The following is a 19,572-nucleotide window of genomic DNA, read 5'->3' as shown; positions in this document are numbered from 1 at the left end:
TATCAGCTAATTTTAATTGATCTTATCTTAATATTACAAAAAAAGGGAACAGGGAACAGGGAACAGGGAACAGGGAACAGATAAGAAACTTTAGTTCTAAGTTTAAAGCTCAGTCAAAAAAAGGATGTTTTTACCAGATGCGTAGCACAAAAAAACAGTGCGGAGGCGGAGCGGCTCCGTCCATTATTTCAATCTTATGTTTTTAAACATGAGTTTTTTCTGTTAAGAATTGCCCGTTAAGAGTTCCCTCTGAAATCTCTACAATGTTTTTCAATGCTATACCTATTTAGAAATAGTCTCTTTTCCAGTTAGGATTAGTGAGACTGGTGAGAATATGATCTTCCCATTCACCATTAATCAATAAATAGTCTCTAGCATATCCTTCAATCACAAAACCAAGTCTTTTGAGTACGTTACCGCTACGGCGATTATGGGGCATATAATTGGCCATGATGCGGTGAAAATTTAATTCTTGAAAGACATATTCAGTGCCGGCTTTTAGCGCTTCTGTCATATAGCCTTTACCTTGGGCATTTTCTGCTAGATTATATCCAACATTGCAATAACTGGCGGCTCCCCGGACAAAATTGCTAAAATTAACAGTACCAATAATTTGCTGGGGATGTTTTTTGGAAGAAATAAATAATTTTAATGAATAGTCATTAATGAATTCAAAACAATGTTTTTCTATTTGATCCTGCCAATATTCTTCTGTAAAAAAGCCATCCATCCAAGTTACACAATATGGAGTAAGGTAGGTTTTATTTTTGAGAAAATAGTTGATAATTTCCCTTGTATCTTGGGGAATCGCCATTCTTAATAACAGGCGTTCGCTTGTAATTAGTGGCAGTTCTGATTTCATAAGCTACATTATTGAGAATATGTCTTTTATTAACACGCTTGAGGGATCTGGAAAACCTGAAGAAACGGCTTCTACTGTCAACAATTTGATTAAAAAAAATCAGGAGTCAGGAGTCAGGAGTCAGGAGTAAAATCCTCTTGTAGTGAGAGTTTCATTATCAATTGATGTCCTAACCACCCTGTCCACGGCTATATAAGTTGTTTAATCAGCCAGTAACGGGTTGAATATAGGAATAATACAGCAGAATTCAGGAGTCAGGAGTCAGGAGTCAGGAGTAAAACTGCCTTGGTGTCTAGGTTTCAATTTTGATTCTGTACCTCATTGATCTGCAATCTGCTGTATTTGATTTTTGAAATATACGTAAGGTGGGAATTACCTACCAAACCTTTGCTAAGGTGGGCAATGCCCACTTGAATCCTCTGGCTTTAGACATGGGGTGTAAGAGTATCCCCGTATCCCCGTGTCCCCGCGTCTTCTTCAAGGCTGCTGTACTGAGCAGGAATTTTTTCTGAAAAATCGTGATGATATTATAGCAGTTGTTGATAAATCCAATCTACAAAAGGATAATGATGGTGGGAATACGCTACAATTGGCAGCAAGCAGAGATTTTGGCAATATACAATACACCATTTCTAGAGCTTATTTATCAAGCTGCTAGTGTGCATCGCCAATTTCATGATCCAAAACAAATACAAGTCTGTAAACTAATCTCTATTAAAACCGGGGGTTGTCCAGAAGATTGTAGTTACTGCGCCCAGTCTTCTCGCTATAAAACCGAGGTAAAGCCAGAAGCACTGTTAGAAAAAGAAACGGTGATAAATATTGCTAAGAAAGCGAAAGAAACTGGTGTGAGTCGCGTCTGTATGGGTGCTGCTTGGCGGGAAGTGCGGGATAATTCCCAATTTGAGCAAGTCTTGGATATGGTACAGGATGTCACTGCTATGGGTTTAGAAGTCTGCTGCACTTTGGGAATGTTGAGTGCAAATCAGGCGAAACGCTTAGAAGATGCGGGACTTTATGCTTACAATCATAATTTGGATACCTCTGAAGAATATTATAGTACGGTGATTACTAGCCGGACTTATAGCGATCGCTTGCATACAATTGAAAATGTTCGCCAAACTAATGTTACTGTCTGCTCTGGCGGCATTCTTGGTTTAGGCGAAAGCGTCGAAGATCGTGTAGGAATGTTGTACACTCTATCGAATTTACAGCCACACCCAGAATCTGTACCCATCAATATTCTCTCACAGGTTCCCGGTACACCTTTAGAAAATCAACCCGAAGTCCCAATTTGGGAAGTGGTGCGGATGATTGCTACCGCTAGAATCATTATGCCCGCTTCTGATGTGCGTTTAAGTGCAGGTAGGGCAAAACTTTCCCAAGTCGAACAAGCTTTATGTTTTATGGCGGGGGCTAATTCCATCTTTTCCAGCGATGATAACAAAATGTTAACGGTGACAACTCCCTGTCCTGATTATGATGCAGACCGGGAAATGCTGAATTTGCTGGGTTTAGAAATGCGTCCACCATTCCAAAAGCAGGAAAAAACTCCTACTGCTGTAACTGTGTAGATACCCCCACAAATAAATTGCTCCCCTATTGAAGGGGGAGTACAAATGGCCTTGCTTTAATGGAGGGTGTGTCAGACCCAACAATGCAAAAAACAGATATTTTTGATCTGACGCACTACACTAATACGCTATTCCCAAAGCTGAAAACTCAGCACTGTGGATTTTATTAATAAAATTTCTTAAAAATAGCTAAAACTAATTCACCAATATAGTTACTAATAATTATCCAAGCTGCTATTAAGCATTTATTACCTGCTAAATATTAATTCTATTTGTATCCAAAGTAAGTCAGTAACAGCCAAAAATGGCGGAATCTCCCTCATATAGAGGATGGTATTTTTTGACAGTCGGATAGTCTTAACGAGAATGTTACAAAAATTCATCTTTCATTAGTGATAAATTATCTCAATAAATCTGATATGATATGCCCAGAGCTTATTGAATATCTATCTCAATAAGTAAATCAAGCATCCTAGCTATTTCCCACAATTCACAGGAAATTACACCATGACGAGCATGGCTGTGCAAACCCCGGAATCAATCCCCTGGTGGTCAGGGAACGCCCCGTTAACACATCTTTCAGGCAGATTATTAGGCGCTCATGTTGCCCATGCAGGACTAATCGTGTTTTGGGCAGGTGCGACAACCTTATTTGAACTTGCTCGTTACCAAACATCTCAACCAATGTCCGAGCAAGGCTTAATTCTCCTCCCCCACCTAGCAACCTTGGGTTGGGGTGTAGGTAGTGGTGGAGAAATTGTAGATACCTATCCCTACTTTGTCATTGGAGTATTGCACCTAATTAGCTCTGCTTTTCTAGGTTTGGGAGAATATTTCATGCACTTTGGGGTCCTGCTATCCTCGAAGAGAAATTTTCCTTCTTTGGCTACCGTGGTCACGAGAAGCATACCTATCTTACCGCTTGGGAGCTTTAAGCTGAATGAGTTTTATCGCTGCCTATTTACTGTTAACTAATAGCAATTTCTCTAATTTGTTAGTAATTTCTGGGTGTGAAAATGTCAAAAAAAATTGGTTTGTTTTACGGTACTCAAACTGGTAAAACCGAATCTGCTGCGGAAATAATTAGGGATGAGTTTGGTGATGATGTGGTTACTCTCCAGGATATTTCCCAAGCTGATGCTGCTGATTTTGATGATTATCAATGTCTGATTATCGGCTGTCCTACTTGGAATATTGGTGAACTCCAAAGTGATTGGGAGGGCTTTTTCCCGGAATTGGGTACTATCAATTTCTCAGGTAAATTAGTTGCCTATTTTGGTACTGGTGATCAACTTGGTTATGGGGATAATTTTCAGGATGCTATGGGAATTTTAGAAGAGAAAATTTCCGAGCTTGGTGGTAAAACTGTAGGTTATTGGTCAAAGGATGGTTATGATTTTAATGAATCTAAGGCATTAAAAAATGGTAAGTTTGTCGGTTTGGCATTGGATGATGATAACCAGTCTGATTTAACTGATGAACGTATCAAAGCTTGGGTAGCTCAGTTAAAAAAAGAATTCGGTTTGTAAAAGATTCTGTGTTTGTTGGTTATCTAAGTGTGGGTAATTTTATCATCTCTTTACCTACACCTTTCTTCCTATCCTCTATTCTATTTTGTGAGCATATTTATGTCTGATATTTTTGATGTTTTGTGGTTAAGTTCTAGTCCTGCTTTGGCAAGGTTTGATCAACCGTTATTAAAATACTTATCTAAGTATATGAAGGTTGCTCAGTGGGAGTACCATCAAGAAAAAGATGAAGGTAGTTCTATAGATGAAGCTGTTGATTTACTCAATGAATTTTTGACACCTTGCACTGATTCTATCCATTTAATTGGTCATAGTTCTGGTGGTGTAATTGCTTTAGATTTTGCTCGTCGCTATCCCGAAAAAGTGCGATCGCTAACTTTATTATCTGTGTCTTCTCAACCTGCACATACTTGGCACACTCACTATTATGTACAAAGAGATTTATTTACTCTCAGTCGTGAACAAATATTAGCAAATAGTGTCCGTAATCTCTTTGGAAAACAACCTTATGATATTACTAAAAAGCTGATGACAGCTTTAGATAAAGATTTAGATCAAACTCCTTTGTCACACTCTTTACTCAAGTTGGTTGATTTGCCTAAAGGTGGAGTTTCTATGCCGTTGATGGTATGCGGTAGTAAAAATGATTTCATTGTTGATTCACCTGCATTACACAACTGGTTAAAATATTTTAAACCGGAAGATCATCTCTGGGAATATCCTAAAGGATATCATTTTTTTCATTATTTCTATCCTCAACCAGTGGGGGAACAAATATTGAGTTTTTGGCGACTTTATCATCTACAACCAATGCTGACATCTCAATTTATTTCCCAAAATTTATCCAATTAGCTACTTCCTGAATTATTAATTTTTTAGGGGCATATATATCACCCCTATTAACTCTTTTTCGACAACAAAATTACCTACTGCCGCTCATTTTTTGTTGCAATGTTTGTCTGAATCACTAATTGTTAAGTTTTATTACAAAATCATATTTTATTAAACATCGATTTTCATTTTCAACAATTACTTAAATCCTATGAATACAAGTTCTGATTTTCTGGCTGAACTATCTGATTTTCTCTATCCTCATAATCAATATCATGGAGAATTGAAGACAGAGTATTTACAATTTAATTTACACTTACAAGAATTTTCTCAACGAGTGAATTATATTTGTAGTTTGCAAACTGGTGGTAAAATTTCTCCAGATGAGGCTTACAAACAAATTCACCTGCTTTGGAAACAATTAAAGCGTAGTAAAAAAGCGATTCAAGATTGAGGTATGAAAATCAAAAATTTTCTTTCTTAAACACTTACTCTTTGCGTCTTTGCGTCTTTGCGTGAGACAATCTGCTACTTTGATACACAAATGCCTGATTTAGAATTACCTCAACAGATACAAAATGCAGGATTTTATATTTACACTTGTTCTAATGTTTAAATACCCCCTTAAAAAAGGGGGGAATTTTAGTAGTAAGGAAAAATCTTGTACTACAAAAACTACATTTCGGTCAATTGGCTATTAGATGATCTTGGCAGAACGCAGACCAAACAGCAATCCCACAGCTATACCCATAAACACGCCTAAAAAGACAATATATTCAACTACAGCCATTTGCGTTTCTCCTCTTTAGTTACTTATTTATATTGAATCATTAATAATTCGTAATTCGTAATTCACAAGAATTATTTCTCAGTCCCCAAATTACGCTAAAATACAGCCCACGCTTATATTAGGGTTTTTGAATGACTTCTGTAATTAAAGTAGATATACCAGAAAAGTCTTATGAGATAGCTGTTGCACCGGGGAGTTTAGATACACTAGGTGAACAGATGGCAAGTTTGCAGCTAGGCCAGAAGGTATTGCTGGTTTCTAACCCGATGATATTTAAATATTATGGTGAAAGAGCGATCGCATCCTTAAAAAATGCGGGCTTTGAAGTCACAAGTTACAACTTGCCACCTGGTGAACGCTACAAAACCCTTAACTCTATTCAAAAACTCTATGATATCGCCCTCGAAAACCGCCTAGAACGCTCCTCAACAATGGTGGCTTTAGGGGGAGGCGTTATTGGTGATATGACAGGGTTCGCAGCCGCTACATGGTTGAGGGGAATTAATGTAGTGCAAATTCCTACCAGTCTCTTAGCAATGGTAGATTCGGCAATTGGTGGTAAAACCGGCGTAAATCATCCCCACGGTAAAAACTTAATTGGCGCATTTCATCAACCGCGCAAGGTTGTAATTGACCCAGAAGTCTTAAAAACTCTGCCAGTACGAGAGTTTCGGGCGGGAATGGCGGAGGTAATCAAGTACGGCGTAATTTGGAACGCTGAATTGTTCACCCAATTGGAAGCGAGTAAACACCTTGACCAACTCCGCTATGTAAAATCCGACCTGATAAATTACATAATAACCCATTCTTGTCAAGCGAAAGCAGATGTTGTCAGCAAAGATGAAAAAGAATCTGGATTACGGGCAATTCTTAACTATGGTCACACTATCGGCCATGCAGTAGAAAGCTTAACAGGCTATCGTCTGTTAAAACACGGAGAAGCTGTAGGAATTGGCATGGTAGCAGCAGGAGAAATTGCCGTAGAATTAGGTCTGTGGCAAAAAGCAGACACAGAACGTCAAAATGCCTTAATTAAAAAATCTGGTTTACCAACACAATTACCCGCAGATTTAGATATTGAAGCAATTATTGATGCTTTACAATTAGATAAAAAAGTCAAATCCGGTAAAGTTCGCTTTGTGTTACCAACCCAAATTGGCGAAGTGAAGGTTACGGACGAGGTGACATCAGATACGATTCGGCAAGTATTGCAGAAAATCCAATAATCAGTTTTGGATTCAAGGAGACAGAGATATAAGCTGCCAACGAGTGCGGTTTGCACTCCCGCAACATCAGAAACACAACTATTACCTCTTTCCTCCTTTCCTCTTTTCTGTCACCTGCTATACCTGTGTTTCTTCAAAGTTGATTTATCCAATAGCCATGAAAGATGGTTAAATTTGTCCTGATTAAGCCAAAACACAGGCGGAAGTATATATACCTTAATTGACTAATTGCCCTCAGAGTGGAAACTGGGGGTTTAACTAAACCTTTTTCTAAGTTCTATATTTTACAACACAAAAAACCATTTGACTAACCGAAATCTTCCGGATATGGTCAGAACTCAGAAGGATAAGAAAATAGTAGATGCACCTTAATTTAGATTATATCCCTCAGAGTATAAGCTGGGGGTTTTATTTTAGCAATACTAGATTGCTTAATTCTGTATTTTTTTGATTAAAAAAGCTCTCTAACCAACAGAAATTTCCTGAATTGAGTAATAATAGCCTCAAAAAATCAAGATCACAAGTTTACTTAACTTGATGTATTTTTTTCAGCTTTTTATGCTGGGTAGCTTATATTAGCAGTTTACAGCTATGAATAGTATATATTTTTGTAACAAATTTGATTGAACTAGTACACAACGGCGTAAATCAACCATATTAGCAGTTTACAGCTATGAATAGTATATATTTTTGTAACAAATTTGATTGAACTAGTACACAACGGCGTAAATCAACCATATTAGCAGTTTACAGCTATGAATAGTATATATTTTTGTAACAAATTTGATTGAACTAGTACACAACGGCGTAAATCAACCATATTAGCAGTTTACAGCTATGAATAGTATATATTTTTGTAACAAATTTGATTGAACTAGTACACAACGGCGTAAATCAACCATATTAGCAGTTTACAGCTATGAATAGTATATATTTTTGTAACAAATTTGATTGAACTAGTACACAACGGCGTAAATCAACCATATTAGCAGTTTACAGCTATGAATAGTATATATTTTTGTAACAAATTTGATTGAACTAGTACACAACGGCGTAAATCAACCATATTAGCAGTTTACAGCTATGAATAGTATATATTTTTGTAACAAATTTGATTGAACTAGTACACAACGGCGTAAATCAACCAACCATTAAAAATTACTAAAAAGCTTGTATTATCTGCTTTTTTAATTTTTAATTGTTAATTTTTAATTCCGAGAAAGCGGTACTAGAGTCGAGGCTAGGATTTAGAAAATGATCTTCAGTTCTGTTTGTGATCTACTGACATTAGCTAAGAGCAAACATTATAGGCAGCAAATTGGGAGCTAACCACAGTGCATAACCAATAAACCCAAATAATAAGGTAATCAAGGCTGTAAAAACGTAGCTAATGCACATCAGCAGCCCGTCAGACTCAATAGTGGCAACGGACAAAAGTAATATAGCCACGGTGGGGATAGGATTGGTCAAGGGAATTGGTAAAATTAGTAATAATGTCAACCAAGAAATACAAAGCCCATTCAATTGCCAAGTCCAGGGATTATTCGCTATTCTTGCCAATCGGGGACGGGCAATTTTCTCTAATATCCTAGTTACCCGATGTAGATTGTTTAAAATTATCTGAGCAAAAGCGCCAGGAAACTGGTAGTTAGCGATTTTTTTGGGTAACCAAGGCGATCGCCTGCCCAAAACCATTTGCAATGATAATATTAAGCAAGCACCACCAAAAGGGCCAGTCAACCCCGGTGGCATCGGAAACAAAAACGGCAAAACTAATAATGCAATCACCAAGCTAAAACCCCGTTCGGAAGTTTCCGCCAGAATATGACCGAGAGTAAGAGGCTGTTGGGCTAAACGTTGGAGTAAAGACTGAATGTCTTGAGAAAATCTCAAATGCATTTTGGTGCTAAGTGATAGGGAATGACCACCATAGATAGATTATAGTGGTGGCACCAAAACACCTATAGCTTTAGGAATCACACGAAACACAGCGGGAGTATGTGTCGTTATTTCCCCATCTGTATTTATAGGGCGCGGTTTACGAGTGTATACTTCAATTTCCTGCCCTTGGATAGCGCGAACATTCTGCCAATGTATATGTCTACCTTGGCGCATTGCCGGGAGTAAGGGAATGATTTCCCACCAATGCTTAATTTCTAAACTATACAGATCCAGTCTTTGATCATCTATGGTAGCATCGTGAAATACAGCCATTCCACCACCATAATAGCGACCATTGCCTACAGCAATTTGCACAGTTTTGACGTGAACTGATTGGCTATTGATGCGAATTTCTGCACGAAAAGGGCGAGATTCCCAAATGACTTGTAATGCAATAGCAGCATAAGCAAATATTCCCCAACGACGTTTAACTTCTTTGGTTAATCGCTGGGTAATTTTTACACTTAATCCCAAACTGGCAACATTAAAAAAGTACTTACCATTTACCCAACCCAAATCAATCCGTCGCAACTGTCCACCGGCAATAATTTGACAAGCTTCCGGTAGAGAATTGGGAATCCCCAAAGTCCTCGCTAAGTCGTTAGCAGTTCCCAAAGGTAAAATTCCCAAGGGCAATTGAGTATCAACTATAGCCTCTACTGCGGCGTTGAGAGTACCATCACCTCCACCCACAATTACCAAATCAATTTCCTGTTGGTAGCGCCTAATAACATCGCCCAAGTGTGTTGGGTTTTCTGTAGATTCTTCAATCACATGAAAACCAAGTGTCTCCAGACAACGAATAGCTTCCAAGAGGCGTTCTTGTCCTTGACGGGAATGACGATTTACTAACAGCAGGGCGCGGGGATTCATGGGGTGTACCTTTTGTAGTTTAGATGTCAAGATTCTCCATGTCTTTCGACCTTGCGTGAATTTTCATCTTCAAGCTTAGTGAGATGAGGATCAAAGTTACAGGAACTTCCAATTAAAAAGATAGATATCCTAACCTCTAGGGTATGTTAGACAAAAGTCCAGCACTTTCATAGATTAAATTACACCAGTACCTTCGTAAAGCATCCTCAGAAATTGGATGACTTATTTTTGGGAATTTCCACAAACAAGTGAGGTTTTCTCTAGTTTAACTTTAGCTTAAACGAAAAGAAGCCCCACACTCCTAAGAGTGAGTGTGGGATGAATTTTTGGGCGATGACGAATTGACCCACAACCAATTCAATCCGCAGGATTGACAGGGCAGGGGGTCGATGAGGAGTCGCCATTTTTAACTTTGAGGGAATCTATAAAGTCTTCAACTACATGAGTCAGATACAGCAGAATTCAGGAGTCAGGAGTCAGGAGTAAAACAAAACTGGCTTGGTGTATAGGTTTCAATTTTGATTCTGTACCTCATTGATCTGCAATCTGCTGTAAAATAAATCAGCGATGCCTACGACGGAATATGCATAAATCAGAAAGGTGAATCCTACTTAAAGTAGTACGGACTTAAACAGAGAATTTTATTATGCATCGTCTTCAAAAATTAATGAGTACCACACTTTTAGCAACTGTGCTATTTTCCCCTGTTGCTATAGCACAACAACAATCATTAACTACACAAGTTGATCATGCTGAACAGCAGGTACCATGTCTTAATGACAAAGGCAGACCTATCCGGTGTCCTTGGGAAAAACCTATCAAGGCTCCCATAAATAGAAATACTGACGCTGAGAAAAAGGCAAATCCTTGTAATCCTAAAAAAGGAGCGCCTGTTGATACCAAAGCTTGCCGCGATTACATTCTTGGTACTCCTACACCTAAACCCAGCCCTAAATAAATTCTAATTTTGGTACTAGCTAGGTCTTAGGGAACACCAAAAAATTAATTACCCAAAAATCGTAGGGTGGGTTACGGACTACCTAACCCACCATAAATTTAGGGGATAATGCTGGGTTAACTGTCAAATAAATTTTGACGAATAAAGAAGCGAACCAAGAACAATGGCAAGATTTATTTACCCTTCAATTAGTTCTTAATAGACTACTAGGTCTTAATGTGAAGCAGGTATACATTTTTGTTATATACCTGCTTTTTAGGCACTCATATTTATAGCACTAGTACACAACGGCGTAAATCAACCAACCATTAAAAATTACTAAAAAGCTTGTATTATCTGCTTTTTTAATTTTTAATTGTTAATTCCGAGAAAGCGGTACTAGTGCCGACAGCAACACAGTAAATGGCAGCATGACGTTCCCCGTCAATACCCAAAAGAGTATTTAAACTTAAGTCATGGAATCCACCGATACAAAGACTGCCCAGTCCCAATTGCACAGCCATTAAAGATATATTTTCAGCTTGATGACCAGCTTCTAAAAGTGCAAAACGGTAGCCACGCGCACCATATTTAGACATTGAGCGCATAAAAACAGATGTCAACACAAAGAGAGCATTGGCATTCACAAAGTAATCCTGCTGTAATAATGGTTCTAAAAAATCTGTTAGTACTGCATCACTAACCCGATGAAGCCCGTGTCCGCGAGGTTCATAGTGATATAGTCCGGCTGTCAGACCTTCCACCGCTTGTGTAGATACGAACATCTCCATCGGATAAAGTCCTCCCGCAGAAGGAGAGTTGCGAGCTTCATAGAATTGACTATCCGCTTGACGCAGCCCGTTGAGTCCACATCCTGCGTCCAGCAGTTGAGCTAAAGAGATGAGTGGCATCACCTTATTCTCAAACGATCGCACAGAAGAACGTCGTTGCAAAAGCTCAATCAGCGGATTATCGTGTGGTGCTTTTGGCAGTTCTAGAAAAGGAGCCTCTGGCAGATACCGCAGTTCAGAGGCTGGAACACGCTTGACATAACTTTTAGGGACTGGAGAATTCAAATGATAGAGAAGAGCTAACTCTAGAGGTTCGTTGGCTGTGTGCATTGCTCTAATTTCCTCGTTTTAAGCCATCGGATGTGGGCAGGGATTGAGGTCATTTTCGGTACGTCGGCCACCATAACCCAACCTTTCTGGAACCTCGAACAAACGCCGAGTCCCCAGAGGCTCTTGTCCATAACCAAAATAGATAGGGACTAATTCACTGGCTAAAGTCCGCACTACTCGGAAACCGAGGGACGCGATATCAGGGGTGGTAATTTCCACTAAATACGCTTGGACACCCACTGAATGCAGCCTGGCAACTACTGATTGCAATTTTTCTACTTCGGACTCAGATTCGTAAGTTGGTAAATCTTCAACTTTGCAGGATTGGTCATGGTTAAATAAGAAATCCAACTCGCCCAGCCGAGCAGTTGTGTAGAAAAAAGCGTTGTGATCGTCCAAATACTTAATATCACTATATTGATGGAGATTAGCACCAGCACCAGTTTTCATCCGTTCTATGTCACCAAAGCGGGCTTGACAAACTTCAAAGATTGCCTTGTGAAAAGCCGTTTTCCCATCCAGATGACATCCTAAACCAGTGGACACAGCCGGACTTTTGCCTGACCGGTCAATTAACATAGCCATGACAACTGGGACGTTAATATCAGTAGTTAAATCGAAGGCAACTAGCTCAATTCCAAATCGGGCGTAGTGGCGGGCAATTTCCGTCTCAATTCCTGGTCGGTGGTCGAAATAGATACGCCGAGCAGATAGGCGATTTAACCAAGTAATGATGAAAGCATCGCGTTCAATCAACTCGCACAAACCACGGTAGGCAGCAAACTCCAAAGAGGGTCCACTAGCCATGCCGTTAGAAGTGACAGGTAAAATATGATCTCCTGGTTGATCGCCGTCCCAGTCCAAATAAACCAAGAACGTTGGCACTAAAACCTGTTGGTTGCTTGCTATAGATAGGGCATTCATCCACGAAGTCTGCGTGGCTGGCTCGAAAGCTGGAAAAGGGAAATTTGGGTCAGAGTATTGTTGGTCAGAAAAAGAGGAAAAAACTGAAGGAGGAACGGCACGATTACCTAATTCTTCATAGCTACCAACAATCAGTTGCCCATAATCAACAATACCACCGCAATATCTTTCTATAGCTTCACCCACAGCCCCAAAAATTGCTTGTTCATCAGTCATGCCCCTGCCTACACCGTAGCGTAAATCATCCTGTTGTTTGCAAAGTTGGAAATTTGCTAATTCGGCTTGCCATAAAACAGGAAACTCGAACTCTGTATAAGGCTTGGTGAATCTATCTAAGGCTCGGATGATGCCAGTATGGGGGCTGACTAAATCGCGCCAGCGAGGACTAGCGATCGCTGTATTCACTTTGTTTCTCTCCTATCTTTTTCTGTTCCCTGTTCCCTGTTCCCTGTCACCTGTTTTGCTGAACAATGGGGACAACCTGGTTTTTTGAGGACAACATTGTGAGTGAGCTTTGTGCCGAGCAAGTCTAGATGCAGTAATTTACCGTCAGTAGCGATCGCTAAACCGAGGATCATCTTCACCGCATCAAGAGCTAGATAACTACCCACCAACATCTGGGCTATGGGTAAATTTTCGCGCAGCCGTGGTTGAGAACGCCGTTCTCGGTTCAGAAACTGCTCAACTGCCAATTCCGCCTCTGGCAGCTTGGAACAGGCCATAGACCGCATCCGATAGCATAGATAGCAGGGTCCATCCTGGGAAAAAACCAGCGGACCAACAGTTCCCTCCACACCAGCCGCCCCACCTGGTAGCAATGGGCGCTGCATCTTCAGGCATAATCTGTTCAGACGATAGGCTAGATTCACAGATACGGCATCAGTGGCGACAATCACGAGGTCAACATCATCAAGCAAAGGATTGATTGTTGCGTCGTCAATTAAAGGCTCTGTGACGATCTCAGTTTGGGTAACTCCGCCAAGAGACTCAATCTGTTGAGCCACTTCCACACCTCGGAAAGCACCGATTTTATTCAATACCGAGCCTGACATGATCAGGGAATCATACGGAACTATGCAGGCATGATCGCACAAACGCAGAAAACCGATACCAGCCGTAGCCAGGTTGATTGCTGCTATTAGTCCCGAACCTCCCAGTCCAAAAATAGCAATCCTCGCATTGGCTAAGTTTTTCTGAGCATCCTTTTGGTCAAAGCCTAACTCATGATAAAGGCTGATTTGAGGAAGTAAATAAGCACGACTATCTAAATCGTCTGTATCCTCTAGATACTCTTCTACTAAGCGATTGTCCATCAAAAACTCTAAACATTGATTGACTGAAGAATCTGTCAACTTTTCGCCAATCGTAGCTCTGATTTCTCCTATTGTTCGAGAGCCGTCTAGTAAAGGTAAAACAATACTTTCCACATCATGCAGAGCTTGACCCTTTACTCTCAGGGTTCGTCGCGTCGTATTGAATATCATACTTTCTTCGCCATTACAATCTGACGGCATAACGTTAATGACGACGTGTTCTAGTAGACGTAGCCGCTGATCATCGTTTAATTTCATTGGCTTTATTTCAGGAGTTGAATGCTGCTGTAAGTGGCAATTTGTGAAAATGTGAAAATTGAAAAACCCTGTTTTTGCTAACAAAAAAAGAGTGTAATAAAAACAGGGTTCTTATCAGCTTTTCCAGCCAGATTTTGTGAATCTAAACTCAAAAAACTCCGTTTCTAAAATTAATCAATTGCAGTTCTATCTCCAGGTTTAGTTAGTATCCAGTTAGTATCCAAATCCGAAATCATCAGTGTCCTCCATCACGCCTGATACTGTTCCGTCACTGATAGATTTGCATCCGCCACATCCGCCACAGCCACGACATCCACGACATCCACATCCACCGCAGCCACGACATCCGCGACATCCACGACATCCTATACATCCTATGCATCCGACACATCCACCGCATCCGCCGCAATTAGCAAACCATCTTTGGGTGGTTTCAGAGTCAAATACTCCTGACATTGATAATTTTTCTAAAGCTGCTATTTCTTCTTCAGACAACAGAAGTTGTTCTAGTTTGTCGGCTTGATCTACCAAATGCATTTCTATTGTTGGTTGGGTCAGTGTTTTTTCTGCAAGCATTGTCACTTACTCCTTTTAACTTCAATTCAATAACCTGTTTGCAAATCTGTCTTTGACTTTGTGAAAAGCTGGAATGATTTTTTTGAGTCAACTATTTTTGAGTCAACTATTTTTCAGTAAAGCATCAGTTTTTGAACGACCGAAGGTGAAGAATTACCCGAAAATAAGACAACTGTTAATGCCTAACTATCTTCCCCATCCAAGTATAGTTAAACAAAAACACTAAGCCTCATATTCAGAATCTCACTAGTTCATAAAAGGTCAAAATCACTTTCTGGTCAGTGCAGGTAACTCCCAGATGGGATTTATATTCCCTCAAACTTTGTCTTTAAGAAAAATCTTGCTCTTGTTAGCGTCGCAAATGATGTCTTTTTTACTTATCTAACTCTTATCACAATATCTTTTACTGTCATATTTACTTCTTTCTTAAGTAGTATTCTTGTTATTCTTAATAGGGTAGAACGCCATTTACTAAATTGTCTTAAGGATGAATAAATCCCTGGTGATAGAAAGTTAATTTACAGTTTAAGTCAATTTAAAATAATGCTTATAGCTGATATAAAAGCGTAGTTCTATTTCTTTATGGTTACTACTTTAGTGAGGTATTAATATTACAGTTTTTTCGGGAGATTATCTAAAAATATCAAGTTAAGTATCTGATAATCCTTTAATTATAGAGCTTGTATTGATTCTAGGCTGTTTTGATATACGTGAAAATTCTGAAGAACATAGATTTCAATGTTTTTGATATATTCATCCTTAAGAAGTGGAGAATAAACTTTTTCAAAAGTAAAATATTAAAGTAATAGATAGCAGGAATCAGAAAAAATAACTCATAAACTAGGCAGCGACTGCATTCTGGTCAAGTCTAGCAGAGACCAAATTTTGATAACTGTATATTTTATCCTTAAGAAACCAATTTATCCAAAGTGATAAATCTAGTTATTAGTCAGAAAATATCAAATCTTTTGAAATCAGACAATAATCTAACATTTTATAAAAATAAGGTTTAATTAATGAGCGATTTAAGAGTTTGGTTTGAAGACTATACTAGAACTTTATTTCGTTCTTTGCCCTTATTATGGACAGCAGCACCTCAAGAAATGCTCTTTTTGATTGCTGTCACTTTATTACAGGGGTTTCTTCCTGCTATCAGTGTTTGGATTACCAAACTAGTAGTAGATACTGTAGCCACAGCTTTGACATCTGGTAGAGCATTAGACGATTCCATGTTATGGCCTTTAGTAGCAGCATGGGTGGGAGCTTTGCTACTAGAAACGCTTCTCTATCCTTGGATATTCGCACTTCAGGGAAATCTCAATGACAAGTTAACGGCTCACATTAGCTTATTATTAATGCAGAAAGCTGATACATTTTCAGACCTGAGTCGTTTTGAAGATGCTGAGTTTTATGATGAGCTACAACTTCTCCAAGAACAAGTTAGCTATAAACCGTTAAACTTACTGGAGAATTTGGTGGAATTAGGTCGATCTTTGGTGACTTTAATCGTAATAGTTGGATTACTAGTTCCCCTAGCGGTTTGGATACCACTAGTGATTGCGATCGCTACTATACCCCAAATAGTAGTTTCTTCCCAATATGGCAGGGCTATTTGGCTCACTTTATTTGAAAACAGTCCTCAAGCTCGAAAAATGGAGTATTACACGACAGTAATGCTCACTGACACCTATGCCAAAGAAATCAGGTTGTTTCAGCTAGGTGCGTTTTTTATGGGGCTTTACGGACAAGCATTCCAGTCTTTACATCAATCTATGCGTCATCTGCGGGGCAAACAAGCATTTTGGTCATCTAGTTTAGCTATTCTGAGTACATTAGGGAATGGTTTTTCTTTCTACTGGGTGGTACAAAAGGCTTTCAGAGGAGCATTCAGCCCCGGAAGTGTACTTCTGTTTGTACAGTCATTAACTTACTTCCAGAATAATCTAGAAAGATTTGTGACTCATTGGCTGGATCTGTTTGAAAATGTGATTTATATGCAGCAGTTTTTCAATTTTCTCGATAGCCCCACCCCAATGGTATTGAGTATACCAGGAGAAAAAATACCAACTCCGATTCGTTCAGGTATTACTTTTGAGAATGTTGATTTTCACTACCCAGATGGTAGATTAGCACTCAAGGATATTTCTTTTACTCTTTACCCAGGACAAACAGTAGCGATAGTCGGAGAAAATGGCGCAGGGAAAACTACTTTAGTCAAGCTATTAACGAGGCTTTACGACCCCACAACAGGACGCATTATCGTTGATGGTATAGACCTGAGAAATTTAAATTTAGAGCAGTGGCGGCAACAAATTGCGGGAGTTTTTCAAGATTTTGGTCATTATGCCCTTACCCTGGGGGAAAATATCGCCTTAGGAAACCTAGCGGCTCTAGAACATCGAGAAATTCTTAGATATGCGGTGGAAAAAGCCGATATCGTCAAACTAGTTGCTGATTTTCCCAGTGGAGAAGATACACAATTGGGTAAGCAGTTTGGTGGTACAGAACTTTCTGGAGGACAGTGGCAAAAGTTAGCTTTAGCTCGTGCTTTTGTTCGTAAAGAAGCCCAATTACTACTCCTGGATGAGCCTACCGCAGCCCTTGACCCCCGCAGTGAGTATGATCTCTACTTTCGCTTTATTGAGTTAGCTGAAGGCAAAACTACCATCCTGATTACCCACAGATTGGCTTCAGTGCGAATGGCTGACCGGATATTAGTCCTCAAAGATGGTCATTTAATTGAAGATGGCACTCACCAGGAACTTTTACAGAGTGGAGGCGAATATACCGCCCTCTGGAATATGCAGGCACAACAGTATGGGGTGTAGGATACTCATCAGCCATGAACATCAAAAATCCGATTCCTTGGCTAATCGGGCTGACTGTATTTAGTTTATCTGGAATTGGTATTGCTTACTTCAGCCATTGGTATCAAGCCCGTAAAGATGATATTACAGACTTGACAGTCCCTGTCACTACCAGCAACTTAAACATTAAAATCAAAACCAATGGAGTCGTTCAACCAGTCCGCAAAATTAATATCGGACCGAGAGAAGCAGGTCGAATCGCCAAACTCTATGTAGATGAAGGTAGTTTTGTCCAAAAAGGACAATTAATCGCAGAAATGGAGCGGCAAGCATTTCAAGCCCAGGTGAATCAGTATCGGGCGTTGTTATTGAAGGCAAAAGCCGATTTACAAGAAAAGCGCAATGGTTATAGACCAGAAGAAATTGCGATCGCTCAAGCTGATGTAAATAAATACACAGCGCAAGTGCGGGAAGCTCAATCTCGCTTGTCATTAGCCACTCAACGAGTCAAGCGCAGGGAATATCCTGTATCTCAAGGGGCGATATCCCGTGATGATTTGGATGCAGTTTTGAATGAAGAACAAAGCGCCAAGGATAACTTAGAACAAGCTAAATTTAGTCTGATATCTGCTCAACAACAACTGAAAAAACAACTTTTTGGCTATCCGGCTGAGGAAATTACCAAGGCCGCAGCTGAGGTAGCTCAAGCAACTGCCCAATTACAATTTTACGAAACTCAGTTAGAAAATACTTTTATCCGCGCCCCTTTCTCTGGGTTGATTACAAGGCGTTTTGCCCAAGAAGGCGACTTCGTAACCCCAAATACTTCTGTTTCTACCAATGAAGGGGGAACTAGTGCCTCCATTGCCGAATTAGCCAGTGGGTTAGAGATAGAAGCTAAAGTTCCCGAAGTAAATATGGCGCAAATTAAGCAAAATCAGCCTGTGGAAATTCGGCTTGATGCTTTTCCTGAGCAAGTTTTTCAAGGGCGAGTTCGCTTGATTGCTCCTAGAGGAGTTAAGGAAGAAAATGTTACATTTCTGCGGGTCAAAGTTGGTTTGGCAACAGGTCAAGATAAACTCAAGGTAGGGCTAAATGTCAAGTTAACTTTTATGGTGAATGACATTCGCAATGCTTTGGTAATTCCTTCGGCTGCTGTGGTTTCTGGTAAAAAAGGGCAGGTGGGTGTACTGTTACCAGATAAAGATGATCAAGCAAAATTTCATCCGGTACAGGTAGGAATTACTTCTGGAGATAAAACCCAGATTTTGGGGGGACTTTCTGAAGGTGAACGGGTTTTTATTCAACCACCACCGAACCAATTGATTGATGGTATTGGATTTGAATAACAAAAATATAGTCATATATAGTCAAATATTAATATCTGTGGTATTATTCAGAAATGAAATTATCTGACTATGCCAAATCAAAAGGAATAAGCTATCAGACTGCCTGGAGAATGTGGAAACGTGGAGAACTTAAAGCTACACAGTTGCCTACAGGTACAGTCATTGTTGACGTACAAAAAACTGTAGAGGGTGTTGTTATTTATGCAAGAGTCTCAAGTTCTGAAAATAAAACTAACTTAGACAGTCAAGCTCTAAGACTTGTACGCTACTGTGAAGCTAAAGGCTATCAAATTAAAAAGATAGTTAAAGAAGTAGGCAGTGGCGTTAATGATAACCGGAAAAAATTAGTTGCATTGCTTAATGAAGATGACTATAAAATAATTGTTGTTGAACATAAAGATAGATTAACTAGAATTGGTTTTAATTATTTAAAGGTTTTACTCAACAAGCAAGGTAAGGATATTGAAGTAGTAAATCTCGCAGAAGAAGAAACAGAAGATATTATGCAAGATTTTCTTTCAATCATAACTAGCTTCTGTGCAAGAATTTATGGATTAAGAAAAAGAAAGAGAAAAACAGAATGTATTGTTAAGTGCCTGGAGTCAGAATGCGATTAGTTGAGAGACATATTGATCGTCGGGATAGACGCGTTCTCGAAGCG

At 39.5% G+C, this 19,572-nt stretch carries 17 protein-coding genes and 1 pseudogene; 11 read left to right on the top strand and 7 right to left on the bottom strand.

All coding sequences use genetic code 11. The features are described from left to right. Window positions 1-286 precede the first annotated feature (286 nt). Window positions 287-862 carry a GNAT family N-acetyltransferase gene (locus A9Y75_RS09490; RefSeq protein ID WP_071189303.1) on the bottom strand — a complete coding sequence of 192 codons (576 nt, stop codon included), beginning with the start codon at window positions 860-862 and terminating at the stop codon, window positions 287-289. A 566-nt stretch (window positions 863-1,428) separates the two neighbouring features. Between A9Y75_RS09490 and bioB the strand changes: the two genes are divergently transcribed. The 5 genes and pseudogenes from bioB to A9Y75_RS09465 all read left to right on the top strand — a co-directional run bounded on the left by bioB (window position 1,429) and on the right by A9Y75_RS09465 (window position 5,250). Continuing rightward, complete coding sequence (gene bioB / locus A9Y75_RS09485; protein WP_071189302.1) at window positions 1,429-2,436, top strand: biotin synthase BioB; 1,008 nt, start codon at window positions 1,429-1,431, stop codon at window positions 2,434-2,436. A 507-nt stretch (window positions 2,437-2,943) separates the two neighbouring features. Beyond that, a pseudogene (locus A9Y75_RS09480) lies at window positions 2,944-3,344 on the top strand (chlorophyll a/b binding light-harvesting protein); the annotation flags it as partial. A gap of 108 nt (window positions 3,345-3,452) precedes the next feature. After that, window positions 3,453-3,965 carry a flavodoxin FldA gene (gene fldA, locus A9Y75_RS09475; RefSeq protein ID WP_071189301.1) on the top strand — a complete coding sequence of 171 codons (513 nt, stop codon included), beginning with the start codon at window positions 3,453-3,455 and terminating at the stop codon, window positions 3,963-3,965. Window positions 3,966-4,064: 99 nt separating this feature from the next. Next, window positions 4,065-4,817 (top strand): alpha/beta hydrolase, encoded by a 753-nt coding sequence (locus tag A9Y75_RS09470; protein WP_071189300.1) that lies wholly within the window; start codon window positions 4,065-4,067, stop codon window positions 4,815-4,817. Between the two features lie 190 nt (window positions 4,818-5,007). After that, complete coding sequence (locus A9Y75_RS09465; protein ID WP_071189299.1) at window positions 5,008-5,250, top strand: hypothetical protein; 243 nt, start codon at window positions 5,008-5,010, stop codon at window positions 5,248-5,250. Between the two features lie 243 nt (window positions 5,251-5,493). Here A9Y75_RS09465 and petL read toward each other — a convergent pair whose 3' ends face one another. Further along, a complete protein-coding gene (gene petL / locus A9Y75_RS09460; protein WP_013193238.1) occupies window positions 5,494-5,586 on the bottom strand; it encodes a cytochrome b6-f complex subunit PetL in 93 nt (30 codons plus the stop codon). Between the two features lie 131 nt (window positions 5,587-5,717). Between petL and aroB the strand changes: the two genes are divergently transcribed. Beyond that, window positions 5,718-6,812 carry a 3-dehydroquinate synthase gene (gene aroB, locus A9Y75_RS09455; protein ID WP_071189298.1) on the top strand — a complete coding sequence of 365 codons (1,095 nt, stop codon included), beginning with the start codon at window positions 5,718-5,720 and terminating at the stop codon, window positions 6,810-6,812. A gap of 1,287 nt (window positions 6,813-8,099) precedes the next feature. Here aroB and A9Y75_RS09450 read toward each other — a convergent pair. Next, window positions 8,100-8,711, bottom strand: a complete 612-nt coding sequence (locus A9Y75_RS09450; protein WP_071189297.1) for an exopolysaccharide biosynthesis protein — start codon at window positions 8,709-8,711, stop codon at window positions 8,100-8,102. A gap of 39 nt (window positions 8,712-8,750) precedes the next feature. Then, on the bottom strand, window positions 8,751-9,626 hold the full coding sequence (locus A9Y75_RS09445) for a lipid kinase (protein ID WP_071189296.1): 876 nt from the start codon (window positions 9,624-9,626) through the stop codon (window positions 8,751-8,753). Between the two features lie 646 nt (window positions 9,627-10,272). Here A9Y75_RS09445 and A9Y75_RS09440 point away from each other — a divergent pair. After that, window positions 10,273-10,584, top strand: a complete 312-nt coding sequence (locus tag A9Y75_RS09440; protein WP_071189295.1) for a hypothetical protein — start codon at window positions 10,273-10,275, stop codon at window positions 10,582-10,584. A 344-nt stretch (window positions 10,585-10,928) separates the two neighbouring features. Here the strand turns inward: A9Y75_RS09440 and A9Y75_RS09435 are convergent, their stop codons facing one another. The 3 genes from A9Y75_RS09435 to A9Y75_RS09425 are packed head-to-tail and all read right to left on the bottom strand — an operon-like array spanning window position 10,929 to window position 14,179. After that, the gene (locus A9Y75_RS09435) at window positions 10,929-11,684 is read right to left on the bottom strand and encodes a SagB/ThcOx family dehydrogenase (protein ID WP_071189294.1); all 756 of its coding nucleotides are present in this window, start codon (window positions 11,682-11,684) and stop codon (window positions 10,929-10,931) included. Window positions 11,685-11,702: 18 nt separating this feature from the next. Further along, entirely contained in the window at window positions 11,703-13,013 is a 1,311-nt protein-coding gene (locus A9Y75_RS09430; protein WP_071189293.1) for a YcaO-like family protein, read from the bottom strand. Then, window positions 13,010-14,179, bottom strand: coding sequence for a TOMM precursor leader peptide-binding protein (locus tag A9Y75_RS09425; RefSeq protein WP_071189292.1), 1,170 nt, complete (start codon window positions 14,177-14,179; stop codon window positions 13,010-13,012). Before A9Y75_RS09425 ends, A9Y75_RS09430 begins: the two co-directional genes overlap by 4 nt. A 238-nt stretch (window positions 14,180-14,417) precedes the next feature. Between A9Y75_RS09425 and A9Y75_RS28380 the strand changes: the two genes are divergently transcribed. The 4 genes from A9Y75_RS28380 to A9Y75_RS09405 all read left to right on the top strand — a co-directional run bounded on the left by A9Y75_RS28380 (window position 14,418) and on the right by A9Y75_RS09405 (window position 19,528). Then, window positions 14,418-14,702, top strand: a complete 285-nt coding sequence (locus A9Y75_RS28380) for a hypothetical protein (RefSeq protein WP_177176141.1) — start codon at window positions 14,418-14,420, stop codon at window positions 14,700-14,702. Between the two features lie 1,069 nt (window positions 14,703-15,771). Further along, window positions 15,772-17,583: an ABC transporter ATP-binding protein gene (locus A9Y75_RS09415; RefSeq protein WP_071189290.1), complete on the top strand. Its 1,812-nt coding sequence runs from the start codon at window positions 15,772-15,774 to the stop codon at window positions 17,581-17,583. A 14-nt stretch (window positions 17,584-17,597) separates the two neighbouring features. Continuing rightward, complete coding sequence (locus A9Y75_RS09410) at window positions 17,598-18,911, top strand: efflux RND transporter periplasmic adaptor subunit (RefSeq protein ID WP_071189289.1); 1,314 nt, start codon at window positions 17,598-17,600, stop codon at window positions 18,909-18,911. Between the two features lie 53 nt (window positions 18,912-18,964). Beyond that, window positions 18,965-19,528: an IS607 family transposase gene (locus A9Y75_RS09405; protein WP_071189288.1), complete on the top strand. Its 564-nt coding sequence runs from the start codon at window positions 18,965-18,967 to the stop codon at window positions 19,526-19,528. Window positions 19,529-19,572: the final 44 nt, after the last annotated feature.

Origin of the sequence: Trichormus sp. NMC-1 (assembly GCF_001858025.1) — a bacterium.
Lineage (GTDB): Bacteria > Cyanobacteriota > Cyanobacteriia > Cyanobacteriales > Nostocaceae > Anabaena.
Note: the sequence above shows the minus strand (reverse complement) of the source record. Positions and strands in the feature narration are given on the sequence as shown.